Origin of the sequence: Paenibacillus sp. RC67, from assembly GCF_030020805.1 — a bacterium.
In the GTDB taxonomy this organism is placed as follows: Bacteria; Bacillota; Bacilli; order Paenibacillales; family NBRC-103111; genus Paenibacillus_S.
This window is the reverse complement of the sequence record NZ_CP125098.1, coordinates 3359892-3373905: the sequence shown is the minus strand read 5'-3', so window position 1 is coordinate 3373905 and position 14014 is coordinate 3359892. Positions and strand designations below refer to the sequence as shown.

The 14014-nt window shown below is 43.7% G+C and carries 15 protein-coding genes; 1 reads left to right on the top strand and 14 read right to left on the bottom strand.

The features are described 5' to 3' along the window. The first annotated feature begins 46 nt into the window (after positions 1 to 46). Positions 47 to 505 (top strand): isochorismatase family protein, encoded by a 459-nt coding sequence (locus tag QMA13_RS15510; RefSeq protein WP_282943410.1) that lies wholly within the window; start codon positions 47 to 49, stop codon positions 503 to 505. Between the two features lie 85 nt (positions 506 to 590). On the opposite strand, the gene QMA13_RS15505 is transcribed toward QMA13_RS15510, so the two are convergent. From QMA13_RS15505 to QMA13_RS15440, 14 genes are all read right to left on the bottom strand, one after another. Beyond that, positions 591 to 1799, bottom strand: a complete 1209-nt coding sequence (locus QMA13_RS15505; RefSeq protein WP_349254213.1) for an MFS transporter — start codon at positions 1797 to 1799, stop codon at positions 591 to 593. Between the two features lie 206 nt (positions 1800 to 2005). Next, complete coding sequence (locus tag QMA13_RS15500) at positions 2006 to 3334, bottom strand: HAMP domain-containing sensor histidine kinase (protein ID WP_282942477.1); 1329 nt, start codon at positions 3332 to 3334, stop codon at positions 2006 to 2008. A gap of 70 nt (positions 3335 to 3404) precedes the next feature. Next, entirely contained in the window at positions 3405 to 4112 is a 708-nt protein-coding gene (locus QMA13_RS15495) for a response regulator transcription factor (protein ID WP_282942476.1), read from the bottom strand. Between the two features lie 45 nt (positions 4113 to 4157). Continuing rightward, complete coding sequence (locus QMA13_RS15490) at positions 4158 to 4928, bottom strand: ABC transporter permease (protein ID WP_282942475.1); 771 nt, start codon at positions 4926 to 4928, stop codon at positions 4158 to 4160. A 3-nt stretch (positions 4929 to 4931) separates the two neighbouring features. Further along, the gene (locus tag QMA13_RS15485; RefSeq protein ID WP_282942474.1) at positions 4932 to 5840 is read right to left on the bottom strand and encodes an ABC transporter ATP-binding protein; all 909 of its coding nucleotides are present in this window, start codon (positions 5838 to 5840) and stop codon (positions 4932 to 4934) included. 201 nt (positions 5841 to 6041) lie between these two features. Beyond that, positions 6042 to 6443 (bottom strand): hypothetical protein, encoded by a 402-nt coding sequence (locus QMA13_RS15480; protein ID WP_282942473.1) that lies wholly within the window; start codon positions 6441 to 6443, stop codon positions 6042 to 6044. A 168-nt stretch (positions 6444 to 6611) separates the two neighbouring features. Beyond that, on the bottom strand, positions 6612 to 7457 hold the full coding sequence (locus QMA13_RS15475) for a sulfurtransferase (RefSeq protein ID WP_282942472.1): 846 nt from the start codon (positions 7455 to 7457) through the stop codon (positions 6612 to 6614). Positions 7458 to 7485: 28 nt separating this feature from the next. Then, entirely contained in the window at positions 7486 to 8259 is a 774-nt protein-coding gene (locus QMA13_RS15470) for an ABC transporter ATP-binding protein (RefSeq protein WP_282942471.1), read from the bottom strand. 21 nt (positions 8260 to 8280) lie between these two features. Further along, positions 8281 to 9288, bottom strand: a complete 1008-nt coding sequence (locus tag QMA13_RS15465; RefSeq protein WP_282942470.1) for an ABC transporter substrate-binding protein — start codon at positions 9286 to 9288, stop codon at positions 8281 to 8283. Positions 9289 to 9321: 33 nt separating this feature from the next. Beyond that, complete coding sequence (locus QMA13_RS15460; RefSeq protein WP_282942469.1) at positions 9322 to 10101, bottom strand: ABC transporter permease; 780 nt, start codon at positions 10099 to 10101, stop codon at positions 9322 to 9324. Between the two features lie 38 nt (positions 10102 to 10139). Beyond that, the gene (locus QMA13_RS15455) at positions 10140 to 11507 is read right to left on the bottom strand and encodes an LLM class flavin-dependent oxidoreductase (protein ID WP_282942468.1); all 1368 of its coding nucleotides are present in this window, start codon (positions 11505 to 11507) and stop codon (positions 10140 to 10142) included. Positions 11508 to 11521: 14 nt separating this feature from the next. After that, positions 11522 to 12508: an aldo/keto reductase gene (locus QMA13_RS15450; protein WP_282942467.1), complete on the bottom strand. Its 987-nt coding sequence runs from the start codon at positions 12506 to 12508 to the stop codon at positions 11522 to 11524. 161 nt (positions 12509 to 12669) lie between these two features. Continuing rightward, positions 12670 to 13527 carry an ankyrin repeat domain-containing protein gene (locus QMA13_RS15445; protein WP_282942466.1) on the bottom strand — a complete coding sequence of 286 codons (858 nt, stop codon included), beginning with the start codon at positions 13525 to 13527 and terminating at the stop codon, positions 12670 to 12672. Positions 13528 to 13840: 313 nt separating this feature from the next. Further along, positions 13841 to 13972, bottom strand: a complete 132-nt coding sequence (locus QMA13_RS15440) for a hypothetical protein (protein ID WP_282942465.1) — start codon at positions 13970 to 13972, stop codon at positions 13841 to 13843. Positions 13973 to 14014: the final 42 nt, after the last annotated feature.

Below are 14014 nucleotides of genomic sequence, written 5' to 3'. Positions count from 1 at the left end.
TCAGAACGGTATTGTTAATCAAGGTAATTTCAAAGAATAGCTTTCGCTGATCGAAAGTGTGATTAAGGATTTCAAAGATAGCAGCACGCCTGTAATTTTTATGAGGCATTTAGAAGATTCCGAAGAAAGCCCATTGTATGAAGGGACTGTTGGTTCTGAACTTCATAGCTCATTAAAAGACTATGCTGATTATGTACTTGAGAAACAAACACCAAATTCCTTCTTCAATACGAAACTTTCTGATACGTTACAACATTTAGGTATAAATCATCTATTTATAACTGGTTTTGAGACTGAATTTTGTTGTATGTTTACGGCTATTTCTGCATTTGATAGAGGCTATAAAGTGACATTTATTAAGAACGCAACCGGCACACTTAATACAGATCAAACATACGAAATGAAAGGCTTGGACATTAAAAATTTTGTTGGAAAAGTGCTCCAGTGGTCGAATACTATGGAAGTATTAGACTACGAAGAATATGTTGAGAAATACAAATCTTGAGCATACGAGAAAAGCGTAGGCAAAAAATAAAATAGGGAGCTATCGCTCTGACAGCTCCCTCTCTTGCTATGTTTTTTGCGTAAACTCAACTAGTCAAGCTCGCATTTTGATTCTCGAAATACGATTTCTTTTTCCCAATCCGTTTCGCTGCTACAATGCTGCTAAGCACGAGCACGAGCGCTCCGAATACATACGGTAGGTTTATATGGATATCGAATAAGATACCCGCAAGTCCCGGACCAAAAATATTGCCAAGACTCATGTAGGCATTATTCAAGCCGGCAACGAACCCTTGTTCATCCCCTGCTTCTTTGGACAGCAGTGTATTGACCGTAGGACGCAAAATATTGTTAAAAGTAAAGAACAGCATTGTCAAAACCATGACATATATGAAATTACCGGATAATAACAAGCATACGAGCGATACAGCGCACAGCAGCAGCATCCAGCTGATGACCTTTTTCTCACCAAGCCATCTCGTCAGCTTGCCAGTCAATACGAGTTGGTTAACTGTAGCAATCAAAGAGCACACTGTAAGCAATAAGGCAATATCACGAGTCGTAAACCCGTAGCTTTGAACAACAAACAGCGGGAAGATAGCCTCGAATTGCATTAAACCAAAGGTAAGAGCGAATACCATCAGAAGCAGGACAAAATAAGGAGATTTAATTGATTGCACAAGCTGGCGGAGCACATTCTCCCTCTTCTCATGGGATTGTCTTTGTTTGATCTGCTGTTCGAGCGACAGGGATTCCGGCAAAAATTTCAAGCTGCACAGCATCGCCAGAAGACCGATTCCTACAGATGCATAGAACGGTGCTCGGGTACCAAACTCTGCAAGCAAGCCGCCAGCTCCTGGGCCGATAATAAACCCTGAGGTCATCGAGGTGCCAAGCAAAGACATGGCTTTACCTCGCTGTTCGTTCGTCGTTATATCCGCCACATAAGCCATGATCGACGGGACAAGGGCGGCAGAACCAATCCCACCAATTAAGCGAGAGACGAATAGTAACGATAAATCACTGGCAAGGGCTGCTATAAGATTGGATAAAGCAAATAGGAAGAGTCCAACGATAATCATAGGCTTACGACCATATTTATCGGATAGATTGCCAGCAATCGGTGAAAATATAAACTGTGTCAAACCAAAGCAGGATACCAAATAACCAGCAGCTTGCCCCCCTGCCCCAAATTCGTGCAGCAAGTCCGGTAATATAGGAATAACAAGACCCGTGCTAAGCATAGCAAGAAACATATTTAACAATAGTAATGGAAACGATGATTTGGAAAGCATACCTATTCTCCTCTGTAAGATAGAACCACATCTGTGATCAACAAGCTAACTTAACGATTCAACCCGCCTAACCGTTATTAGTCAGCAAGAAGTATTCTATCATGCAAATGACAATAAGAAAAATATTTAAAAAATAAGTTCTGTCAATGTTAAATGAATACCATTTCCGAATGGGCACAATGAAGGACTCCAATCGAGCCCTTCACTCATTTAGGTAATCTTATTGTAAATACAGTCGCTTCTGTAGAGGTTTGGTATAGCTCAATGGTTCCATTCATCTTTTCCATGAGCCGTTTGGCAATAGATAGTCCTAAGCCCGTCCCTCTCTCCCCGCTTCGCGACTCGTCTACTCGAACGAATGGATCAAAGACTGTCTGGCGCAGATGTTCAGGTATCCCGACGCCCGTATCGGCAATATCAATGAGAACATGATCCGCTCTTTCCTTCAGCTCTACTCTCAGACGGGTTCCGGATGGATTGTATTTCAATGCATTGGTTATTAGATTTACGATCACGCGGTTCAGAGATTCGGCTTCAAACCATGCGTATAGGCTCTTCTCCGGTATTTCCGTTACCAGAGTGAACTTTCTTTGTTCGATATCACCATAGGAATCTGCCACGACCTCCCGTAAAAAATCGCTTATATTTTGATATTCCAGTTGTAGCCGATAATCTGGAGAGTCCAGCTTGAGAAGCTCAAGTATGCTTTGAATTAACTGTGTAACTTGATTCGACTTTTGATAAATATACCCTAAATATCGCTGCTGATGCTCTGCCTCTCCCGCTCTTCCTTCCATCAATGCTTGAGCATAGCCTTGAATGCTAGTGATCGGAGTCTTCAAGTCATGCGTCACATCCACGATCAGTCGCTGCTTACTCTCCTCAATCTGCCTTTTTTCCTTAAGGGTTTCCTCGATCACATTGGCCATGTAATTGAAAGTATTGCTGATTTGTTTAAATTCCTCTTCCGCTTCGACATGGATTCGGGTGCTGTAATCTCCGAGCGTCATTTTATGCAGGCCTTGGGAAATTTCACGGAGCGGTTTCTTAATTCTCCGTGCAACCCAATAGCTGTATAAGAAAATAAAGAACAGCATTAACCCGATTGAAAAGTAAAAATAATATCTAATACGCGTGCTAGCATAGTTAGTAGATATCGGCTCACGCTGTGATACATAATTATGACTTACCGAGACGTGCTCACGAGGAATTTTTAACATGAAATAATGCGCGGGAATGGTCTCAAGCAGCGTTACTGAATAGTAATAAGGCTGGTCTTCCCGGTTCTCGAGAGAAGAAACAAGCATCTCAGATGAATAAGCAGTTACGTTATCTTTTTTCTCTCCTATGACTCGTATCAGTTGGTAATCTGAGCCCAGCTCTTCGAGCCATCCTCCTTTTTGTTCTAAATTCTGGATATCTTGCTGATCCATATCCGCTTTTGCATAATAGCTTGCATCCAATTTTGGGGCATTACTGTAACTGCCAGCATGAAAGATAAGATCTACGATAGCTACAATGAATATGACCGTCATGAAAAACAAAAGGAAAAAGTTAAAGAAGAAAAAATCGAATATTAACGAAGCATGCAACTTCCATTTTTTTCTAAATCTCCATAGGCGTCTCAAACTTGTACCCCAGCCCTCTGATGGTTTTTATATACTCAGGATGTCTCGGATCTTTTTCGATTTTTTCCCTTAGATTGCTAATATGCACCATGATGGTATTATCGTCATAAGCAAACATATCATCCCATACTGCTTCATAAATTCGCCTGCGAGTTAGTACTCTTCCAGGATGAGCCATCATCAAAGCTATAATTTTGTATTCGGTTGATGTCAGGGAGACAGGTTGACCATGTTGATACACGGTGCAGCTTTTCGTGTCCACCATGAGATCGCCCGCTATTAACTGTTCTTCCTCTTCCTGTATGCTCCCCGTAGAATCAAATTGATGCACTCTCCTCAGAAGAGCTTGTACACGGGCGACAATTTCCAATGGATTGAACGGCTTCGTAATGTAGTCGTCGGCTCCAAGGCTCAAGCCTAATATTTTATCGTAATCTTGACTGCGTGCAGATAAAAACAATACCGGGAACTGATAAGCTTCTCTAATTTTTTTAATCAGTTGAAAACCATCCATATCTGGCATCATAATATCCAAAATGGCGAGATCAATCTTGTGATTGTTCACTTGAAGGAGCGCCTGCTCTCCGTTATTAGCTTCGAAGACGCAATATTCTTTTTCCAAATATAGACGCAGCAGCTCAATGATTTCCGGCTCATCTTCCACAATAAGCAGATTATAGCTCATTTTGTAACCTACTCTTTCGACATTATAAATGATGAATTTTAGATGCTACTTAATATCCTTTTGCTTAAATACAAAGCCCGTACTTACTACCAACAATAGCAAATACGCTGCTATAATGGCTATAGAAGATAACATCGTCATCCCCGAGTTGCTAATGGTTCCCCCACCATTAATAAGCGGGTCTGCATCATATTTTTGCAAGTTCAAATGATTGAAAATAATATACTGTGACCATGAGTACTTAGCAAGCAGGAAAGTAGTTATGGATCCGCCCAAAAAGTTTAGGACAATAGATACAGTAATTGCGAGCGGAGCGCTTGCTGTTATAGTTCCTACCATAAATGCTAAAGTTATAAAAAACAAATAGGTGGGCAGTTTATAAAGGTACGTTTTCAGCACTATTAGAAATGTAAGCTCACTGTCACTGCTGCTATGAAAAATAATGGCCCCTATCAATAAACTGAATAAAAAAATAAATAGCATTATCAATCCAAGAACAATAAGGATCGCTGTAAGTTTAGATAATAATACAGCACTTCTGCTTGCTGGACGAATCAATAACTGCTTAATCGTTCCTTCCTTGAATTCATCGGAGATGGCTTGTGCTCCAAGCACGATCGTAAATACGAGCACAAAGTAATGGGCCACAGTCAAGTTAGTATTGGCAAAACTTAGAATACTCATACCATCGTCAAACCGTTGAATAACTAGCCCACTTCCAATGATAAGTAACGCTAGGAAACCGAAGAAAAAGTAAGTACTCCTCTTGGAGCGTAATTTCATCAACTCATTTTGTATTAATAGCATGTAGCCCATTGTTTATGCCTCCTCTGTTAAATTAAGGAAGATATCTTCCAGCGCAGTTTCTCTAATGACTACTTGGACGATACCAACTCCGTGCTGTACCAATTTTTGAACGATAACCGGAATATGCTCCTTACTCGTTTCAATAGTCAATGGATTTTGTATTAACGGGATATGTCCCATTTGCTGAAGAAGCTGGACGGTTTTCTCCTGATCAGTGACCTCCATATTCACCCTAACCCCAATCTGATTCTCAGCCTGCTTCAATGAACGTTCCGCAACGAACCGACCGTTCTGGATAATAATGACTCGATCACACATAAGCTCGATTTCAGATAAAAGATGACTTGAGACGAGAACAGCCATATTTTCCGAACGGGCAAGCTGCTGCAAATAATCTCTCAGTTGACGAATACCGGCCGGATCAAGCCCGTTGGTCGGTTCATCCAAAATGAGAATAGCAGGCCGGTGAAGCAGTGCTTGTGCAATACCAAGTCGTTGCCGCATGCCAAGTGAATAGGTCTTCACTTTGCGGTCAATAGCGTCTTCCAGCTGAACTAGGTGAATAATCTCCTCCATACGCTCATTAGTAATGTTTTTACTGCTCATATTGGCAAAATGGATTAAGTTTTGTCGCCCGGTCATATAACGATAGAGTTCCGGATTTTCAACTATGGCTCCAATCTGCTCCATTGCTTCCTTACGATGGGTACGAATGCTGTTACCTTGAACTAGGATGTCACCTTTGGTTATAGATATTAGGCCAACAATCATACGGATTGTTGTCGTTTTACCGGCTCCGTTTGGACCTAGAAATCCATATATTTCTCCAGAGCGTACAGAAAGTGAAAGATTCTTGATAATTTCTTTTCCTCCAATGACTTTCGTTACATTGCGCACTTCTACTGCGAGCGGTTGCTGCATGCTTTCGTCTCCTCCTTGTTGTGTAAATATCTCTCTTTATCGGTAATCAGTATATAATAGGCTGTCTAAACACAACCTAAATCGAATCTTAAGATTGCCTTAATTTCAATCGTACTGGATCTGAATATCTGCGAGATTACACAATGCAAAAATCCCCCATTATTCAATGGAGGATTCTCAACATGTACCAACTATGGACCTTCAAAAGGCTTCATTTAACGCTTCCTGGCTTATCATCACTATTCCTCTATAAGAGTAACAAAGAATAGGTATGCCACGTTGAAATGCAATGTCGCTCGACTCACATTCTTCCCGGAACGATAGCATCTCATCAGCTACATAGTTCATCATGCTAGTCCCGCTGCCTATCGAAATACAAAGAACATACGGCCCCGCATGACTTGATTCACATTCGATGACATAGTGGTCGGAGTGGCTTCTTCCATCGTTTGCAAAAATACGAACGCGAGCTTGTTTCTTGATAGCATCATTAGAGTGTAATAACTGTTGGGCTTCCTCAGATACTAATGCACCCGCGATAATGCCTCCTATACCTTCTCTGACTAATATTTCGGCATCTTCATAGCTGTTGAATTTATTCATTACCTTGTTCCCCTATCTTTGAAAATATGCGCTAATCCTTTTATCATACAATATTACGATAGAGGTTTGAAGCTCAATAGCTTAGCATAAATAAATAGAACTGCAGCCCCTGCCTCTCGGCAGCCAACTACAGCTCATTTTCCGTCATACCTATCTTTATCTTAAGTTTTACTCATTACCCGTCGCTATCGGATTGTCCTTGTAGCTTATCCAGTCGGACCAACTTCCTGGATACAACCGAACATTGTTGAACCCAGCTTCCTTTAAAGCTAACACATTAGGAGTTGCTGAGATCCCGGAGCCGCAATAGACGATAAGTTCCTCATCCTTTGAGAGCTTTCCGAAATGCTCCTCCAACTCCTGCGAGGATTTCCACGTACCGTTGGATTCCAGTCCATCCTTCCAAAAGAAGTTCACCGCACCAGGAATATGTCCAGCTACAGGGTCAAACGGCGCTTCCAATCCCAAATATTGGTTGATATCTCTAGAATCGATAAGCTTCGCGTCCTTATTTCCATCCACAACGGACTTTACTGTATTCACGTCCACTACCCAATCTTCATGCACGGCTGGAATCAGTTCGCGTGCAATTGGCACCGGCTTTTCGACTGATACGGGCAGTCCGGCCTCTGTCCAAGCTTGAAAACCTCCGTCTAACACACGCACATCCTCGACCCCGATATATTGGAGTACCCACCATAAGCGTGATGCAGCCGGTCCATTGACATCTTCATAGACGACAACGGTTGTGGAAGTATCGATTCCCAGCTCTCCGAAGCGCTTCGCAAGCTTTTCGGCTGATGGCAGCGGACTACGTCCCCCATGCTCCCCCGCAGGGTCAGTTAATTCGGCCTTAAAGTCAATGAACACGGCACCCGGTAGATGACCGGCATCATAAGCCTGTCTTCCATATTGCGCTTCTTTAGGGTTGAACCGTACGTCGGCTATAACGATATTTCCCTCATTAATGCGAGATTGCAACCATTCTATACCTACAATTGCTGAGTTTGACATACGTTAAGTGCTCCCTTCGAATTGAATTTCAAATTACAAATTCCAGATCTTCCTGTGTTTTTACCTGGTGGATGGCAGCATAGATATCATTTTGCACCTTAAGCAGCTGCACATCGTCACGCTTACGAGGTCGCGGATAAGGAACGTCGAATATTTTTTGAATTCTCCCCGGTCTGGGTGACAGAAGAACAACTCGATCTCCCAAAAAAACAGCTTCTGAAACATCATGGGTTACGAAGCACACTGTTTTTTTCTCATTCTCCCAAATATTCAGCAGATCATCCTGGAGCTGCAGCCGGGTTAAGTGATCAACCGCGCCGAACGGTTCATCCATCAGTAAAACTTCAGGGCTATTGGCTAACGCACGAGCTAACCCAGCCCTCTGTTTCATGCCTCCGGACAGTTGATGAGGATATTTATGTTCAAATCCTTGTAGTCCCACCATGTTCAAATATTTTTGAACGTCATCTTTTCTCTCCTGCTTGGATACTTTGCGAAGCTCCAACCCGATCCCGACATTCTGGGAGATCGTTCGCCAAGGATATAGTGAAGGGTCCTGGAAAACGACCCCACGCTCGATACCAGGTCCCTGAAGCTTCTTCCCGTCGAGCAGCACTTCCCCTGATGAAGGCAGCTGTAAGCCTGCCAATATTTCAAGCAAGGTGCTTTTACCGCAGCCACTGGGACCGAGTATGCTTAGAAATTCCCCATCTTTTATCGTTAAATTGATGTCCGATAAAGTTTGGGTTGGACTGGAACCCCCATACATTTTAGAAACGGCATGAAGCGAAAATCCGGCCATAATCACACCTCGTCTTTCTTGTTACTTCTTAGGAATGAAGCGCAAATCAATGATTTTATCTACATCATAAATTTTGTCCTGCAGACCAAGCTCCAGTTGGACTTGCTGCGTATCTTGAAGTGCCTTCTTATCGACATCAGGGTTATTTTCCCAGAGCACTTTTTCACGCTCAAACGCTTTATCTACAGCAGCTGGATCTACTTTGATTTTGGATAAGAAATAAGCCTTATACTCGTCCGGATGGCTTTTTGCATATTCTTGCGACTTGAAGTATGCCTTTAACAGTTTCTCGATCAGTTCAGGCTTCTTGGAAATAACCTCATTGCTGGAAGCCAAGACACCTGTGTGGAATGTAGGCAGGTAATCCCAGCCTTTGGCCAATATTTTTCCTTTTCCATTGACTTCAACCAGGGACGCAAACGGCTCATGGATAATCGTTGCATCGACTTGACCTGAAGTAAGGCTTGCATAAGCAGCGTCATTCGCGCCATTAGCCAAGTAGGTGACATCTGTCTTGCTTAGTCCGTGCTTCTTAAGAATGACTTGCGTATACACGTCCAAACCGCTGCCAAAAGCACCTGCGCCGACTTTTTTCCCTTTTAGCTCCTCGACACTATTAATGCCTGGTGCAGCAACCAAATAAAACGGCCCTTTTGTCCGGAACATCGAAGAGACAATTTTAATAGGTGCCCCTTTACCTGCTGCAATAATTGCTGTTGTTGTCGCCACATCGGCGATATCAACATCTTTACTAGTCAAGCTTTCAATTGGATTTTGCGTCGTCACGAACTCAACGTCCAACCCTTCTTCCTTGAAAAATCCTTTTTCTGCCCCAAAATTGACTGCCAGGCCGCTAACGCCATTGAATGCCGCGTAACGGACCTTATGCAGCTTTTGTTCTCCTCCGGAAGGTGTCGTTGAAGCTGTTTTTGATTCCTGTCCGCCCTTGGAGTTACTGGAGCAAGCTGCAAGAACCATTACCATTGCCAACGTTAGAATCCAGACTCCCCGCCAATTTGTTCTTCTCATTGTTGTCTCTCCCCTTGTATGAATACGATTGAATTAGTAAGATTTCCACTTCAGTACTACTTTTTTCTCTAGCAAATCAATTAATGCAATGATAAACACCGATACGAGCGTAACTACGGTAATGATGGCAAAAGCTTTGGCTGTATCGTATGTGGATGTTGCTTGCACCAGCAGATTGCCTAGTCCGTCTTTGGAAGCAATCATCTCTCCGAACAATGCACCCACCAAGCCGGTAGCTGCTGATACTCGCAAGGAGACGAAGATCGTAGGCGCTGCGGAAGGGAGAATCACCTTCATTATCGTCTGGAATTTCGTAGCCTCGAATACTCTAGCAACCTTCAGATGATTATCCGCTGTCTGCTTAATGCCCGTGATCGTGTTGAATGCAATCGTAAAGAAGCAGAACAGAAATACTATAGCAACCTTATGCGATAAACCTATGCCGAGCCATAACATCAAAAGCGGAATAATTGTAACCTTCGGTACCGCTAATAGCGCTGAAAGGAAAGGGCGAAAGAATGTTTCCGCCCTTGGTACTAATACGAGGAACAAACCTGTTCCAATACCGGCAGCAGCCGAAAGCACATAACCCGTTACAAATTCTCCAAGCGTTACGAATAAATGATGAAACACGACTCCATTCGAAAACAAGCCTATAATCTCATCAATCACTTGAGTAGGTTTGGATAAATACAAAGGACCCACGATTTCTGCCCGTACAACATACTCGATAAGACCAAGTCCAAGCAGTAAAAATATAACTTGGGCGATAATGATCCGCCCGTTTTGCAAAGTGGATTTGCTGCTGCTCATACTCTTCCCCTCATTTCCTTTGCTGCGCCGATACAGTACTATTTACCTTCCAGCACAGCATCCTTCTTGGCAAAACGGTTCCCCCGACGCTGTAGTCCGAAATGCTCACGGAACGTGCTTCCCTCATATTCTGTGCGGAACAAGCCGCGTCTTTGCAGCTCAGGAACAACGAGATCGATGAACAGATCCAGGCCACCCGGCATGTAAGGAGAGCATAAGTTGAAGCCATCGGCTGCTTCATTGACGAACCAGCGTTCGATTTCATCGGCAATTTCCTCAGCGCTGCCAACGATAAGCAGATGACCTCTAACTACCGCAGCAAAATAATAGAACAGCTCCCGAACGGTAATATCTTCATGACCTGCTGCATTTTGTGCTAATCTTACGAGCAGCTCGGCTCCATTATCGTTTAGTGTGGAAAGCGACAAGTCGGGTAAAGGACCGTCCAGCGGGTAACCCGTTAAGTCGATCCCAATTCGGTTCGACAATGCCGTCAGATCAAAATTAGTTACAATCAGCGAGCTAAGCTCGCGGTATTTGGCATGCGCTTCTTCTTTCGTTCTTCCAACTAATGGAACAAGTCCGGGCATAATGAACAGTTCGTCTCTGGATCGACCGTATTTATTCAGCTTGCTTTTGACGCTTGCATAGAAGTTGCGTGCTTCATCGATTAAGATTTGACCTGTAAATATCACATTGGAGAATTGTGCTCCCAGTTCTTGACTTCGTTCCGAGGTGCCGGCAGATAGAAGCGGAATTTGTCCTTGTGGCGGTCGGGCAACATTCAACGGACCTGCAACGGAGAAATGATTCCCTTTATGATGAAGAGAATGGACTTTGCTCTCATCTACATAGACTCCAGTTTCCTTGTTTCTAACAAATGCATCGTCTTCCCAGGTATCCCATAAATCCTTAACCAGCTGAACAAATTCATCTGCATAGTCGTAACGTTTCGTATTGTCCCAATGCTTCTCACGGCTAAAATTCAACGCCGCCCTGACATCAGCCCCGGTAACTACGTTCCATGCGACACGGCCACCGCTCAGATGATCGAGCGAAGCGGTTTGTCGAGCAATATGATATGGCTCCGCGTAAGTCGTGTTTGCCGTTACAATCAAGCCAATTTTCTCCGTAACTGCAGTCAAATGCGCAATCATCGTAAATGGCTCCATCCGTACCATCTGGGACGGGAACTGATATTGCATATCAGCACTGGATGCTAGGGCATCGCCTAAGAAGAAAAAGTCAAATTTGGCTTCTTCCAGTCGCTGTGCGATACGCTGTAAAAACTTCGGATCGAAGGCTCCGTCCGTAACGGCTTCAGGCAAACGCCATCCGGCCGGATGATAGCCTGTGGAAAATAGGAATAATCCAAGGTGCAGCTTGCGGTTAGTCTGTTGTGTCATTTGATGACATCCCCTTATCGTATTAATTTGAGTTTGCGAGATATTTCGTCGATTGTATTCAATTCTTCCTGAGTTAATCTCTGATCAGCAAAACGAATAGCATCTGTAATATGCTCCGGTTTCGAGGCGCCAAGAATGGCGGATGAAATATAGGAATGGCTCAGTACCCATGACAATGCGAACTGCGCAATCGTCCAGCCTCGTGCTTCCGCCATCGGACGAATCTCATCAACTAATTCGAACGCAGGATTGCTTTTCAGAAGAAGCTCCAGTCTCTTTTCACCCGCGGCTAGACGGGTTCCAGCTTCAGGCTGTTCGCCTTTGCGGTATTTGCCAGTTAAAATCCCGCGTCCAAGCGGACTGTAGACAATAACACCTACTTGATCCGTCTGCACATAAGGAATTAGCTCTTGCTCGATATCTCGTGTAATGAGGCTGTATTCAGGCTGAACGCTTTCGAATCGGTTAAGCTTGTGCAGAGCACTGATGCCATGGGCCTTTGCCAGCTGCCATGCTGCAAAATTAGAGCAGCCGACATAACGAATCTTGCCCTGCTTAACCAAGTCGTCCAATGTTCCGAGCGTTTCTTCCAACGGTGTATCAGGATCAAATCCATGTACCTGGTACAGATCGATATGATCCGTCTTAAGCCTGCACAAGCTGTTCTCCAGCGCTCTGGTGATATGGTATCGGCTAAGTCCCGAATCATTCACTCCTTTACCAACAGGCGCTTTTACTTTGGTGGCTAGGATGATTTCATTGCGTTTTCCTTGCAGGATATTGCCTAAAATCGCCTCAGACTCTCCTAGAAGGCTCGTATCTCCTGTATCCATTCCTCTTCCATATACATCAGCGGTATCGATGACATTAATTCCCGCGTCGAGAGCCTGATCAAGAACCGCAACGGAGGACTTCTCATCGATCCACCGTCCAAAGGCCATAGTACCTAGACTAATCTGTGAAACTTTTAATCCAGTTCTTCCTAATTTTCTGTATAGCATCCAATCACAACCCCCTGATCCATAATAAAAAGACAGCCAGAAAGACACACTCAACCTGCTAGTGTCTCTCCGGCTGTCCGGTAGATACAATATATATTATTCCAATCGTTTAAGTTGGATTAATGACATGGAAATCTCTCTGGCAAAAAGCAATTGGCCATTTACCTCTTCAAGAGCGCTGCGGTGAGCAGATGCCCTTTGTTTACAGCCACTTCATATGGCGTTTCACCGTCAGCATTGGTTAATGCAGGATCAACCCCATGCTCCAAAAAAAGCTTTACCAACGAATCACGTCCAAAATACGCTGCGACATGTAGAACCGTATACCCCAATCGTAAGCTGCCTTCACATTTAGCATGAATATCGGCTCCATACTGAATGAGCATTTGAATGATATGCTCGTAATTCCCCATGATGGCCGCATGAATCGCCATGTTGTTCAGGCTGCCGTCCTTGCTTCTGGAATTCACGTTAGCCCCGAGATCAAGCAGCAGCTTCACCGTCTCCATATTGCCGAAGTGTGAGGCCATGGAAAGCGGATTGAAACCATCCGGTCCGTAAGCAGAGATGAGCTCTGGAGATTGCTCCAGTAGATTCCTCACCCTCATCGTATTGTCCACGGCTGCTGCCTCGAAAATATTTAGCTCCGCACCATGATTGATCAACAGCTCCTTAATATCGTTAGCTCGTAAATACGTCGCTATAAGGACCGCCGTCTCCCCCTTGCTGTTGCTTGCATTGACAAGGGAAGAATCTTTGTGAATGAGCTCTGTTACTTTCTCGAGGTTATTATGTGTAATAGCTTCGAGCATCTCGTTTCTAAGCTGATAAACATGATCCGCAAGAACTTGAGCTTTTCTAAGCAGGTCCTCCGAGGCTTGAATGCCTTTGGTGACGAGATGCGAGACAGCTCTTGAACGATTGGTTTCCAGTCCGGACTCTACGAGCAGATCTACAGCCTGAAGCGACTGATCATCTAATCGGATGGAAATCACAACGCTATTTTTTTTCTTAGGCATGTACAGCTCCTGTTACAACTGTAATATTAATTACAAAACTACAATATCACATAATTGTTTAAAATACTATCATTTTTTTCGCATTGTTTTACTCGGAATTAAATTTAGCTTTGTACGATATATTTTTAAAATAAAGACTATGTTAAATCCTGATGTTGATCTTTACGATAAGAAAACCGCCTCGTTGAAGAGGCGGCTTATTGAGCTATCGTACACGTTTAGTTCAAAGCTTGCTCATTGGTATCCTTCACTATGGCATAATCTCCTCGAGCATCTATACAAGTCATATATCCTAAGTTTCCCGCCGATTTCTCTAGAAAATAACGCCCGCATATAGAATCATATTCGAGTATGACGTGCATTCCCCAGTCGAGCGATCGATCTTAACCCGGTCCAGCTCAACAGGATTATTGAACAGAATCTTTCTTTTCCATTTCTTCTGCACGAATAAACCTCCTATTCGCCGTCTAGTGCAAGCTTGCTGCAT

What these genes read in the sequence shown, in the direction of transcription:
- QMA13_RS15505 (WP_349254213.1), bottom strand. Translation starts at nt 1,799, where the DNA reads ATGCTTTCCAAATCATCGTTTCCATTACTATTGTTAAATATGTTTCTT.
- QMA13_RS15500 (WP_282942477.1), bottom strand. Translation starts at nt 3,334, where the DNA reads ATGACGGTCATATTCATTGTAGCTATCGTAGATCTTATCTTTCATGCT.
- QMA13_RS15495 (WP_282942476.1), bottom strand. Translation starts at nt 4,112, where the DNA reads ATGAGCTATAATCTGCTTATTGTGGAAGATGAGCCGGAAATCATTGAG.
- QMA13_RS15490 (WP_282942475.1), bottom strand. Translation starts at nt 4,928, where the DNA reads ATGGGCTACATGCTATTAATACAAAATGAGTTGATGAAATTACGCTCC.
- QMA13_RS15485 (WP_282942474.1), bottom strand. Translation starts at nt 5,840, where the DNA reads ATGCAGCAACCGCTCGCAGTAGAAGTGCGCAATGTAACGAAAGTCATT.
- QMA13_RS15480 (WP_282942473.1), bottom strand. Translation starts at nt 6,443, where the DNA reads ATGAATAAATTCAACAGCTATGAAGATGCCGAAATATTAGTCAGAGAA.
- QMA13_RS15475 (WP_282942472.1), bottom strand. Translation starts at nt 7,457, where the DNA reads ATGTCAAACTCAGCAATTGTAGGTATAGAATGGTTGCAATCTCGCATT.
- QMA13_RS15470 (WP_282942471.1), bottom strand. Translation starts at nt 8,259, where the DNA reads ATGGCCGGATTTTCGCTTCATGCCGTTTCTAAAATGTATGGGGGTTCC.
- QMA13_RS15465 (WP_282942470.1), bottom strand. Translation starts at nt 9,288, where the DNA reads ATGAGAAGAACAAATTGGCGGGGAGTCTGGATTCTAACGTTGGCAATG.
- QMA13_RS15460 (WP_282942469.1), bottom strand. Translation starts at nt 10,101, where the DNA reads ATGAGCAGCAGCAAATCCACTTTGCAAAACGGGCGGATCATTATCGCC.
- QMA13_RS15455 (WP_282942468.1), bottom strand. Translation starts at nt 11,507, where the DNA reads ATGACACAACAGACTAACCGCAAGCTGCACCTTGGATTATTCCTATTT.
- QMA13_RS15450 (WP_282942467.1), bottom strand. Translation starts at nt 12,508, where the DNA reads ATGCTATACAGAAAATTAGGAAGAACTGGATTAAAAGTTTCACAGATT.
- QMA13_RS15445 (WP_282942466.1), bottom strand. Translation starts at nt 13,527, where the DNA reads ATGCCTAAGAAAAAAAATAGCGTTGTGATTTCCATCCGATTAGATGAT.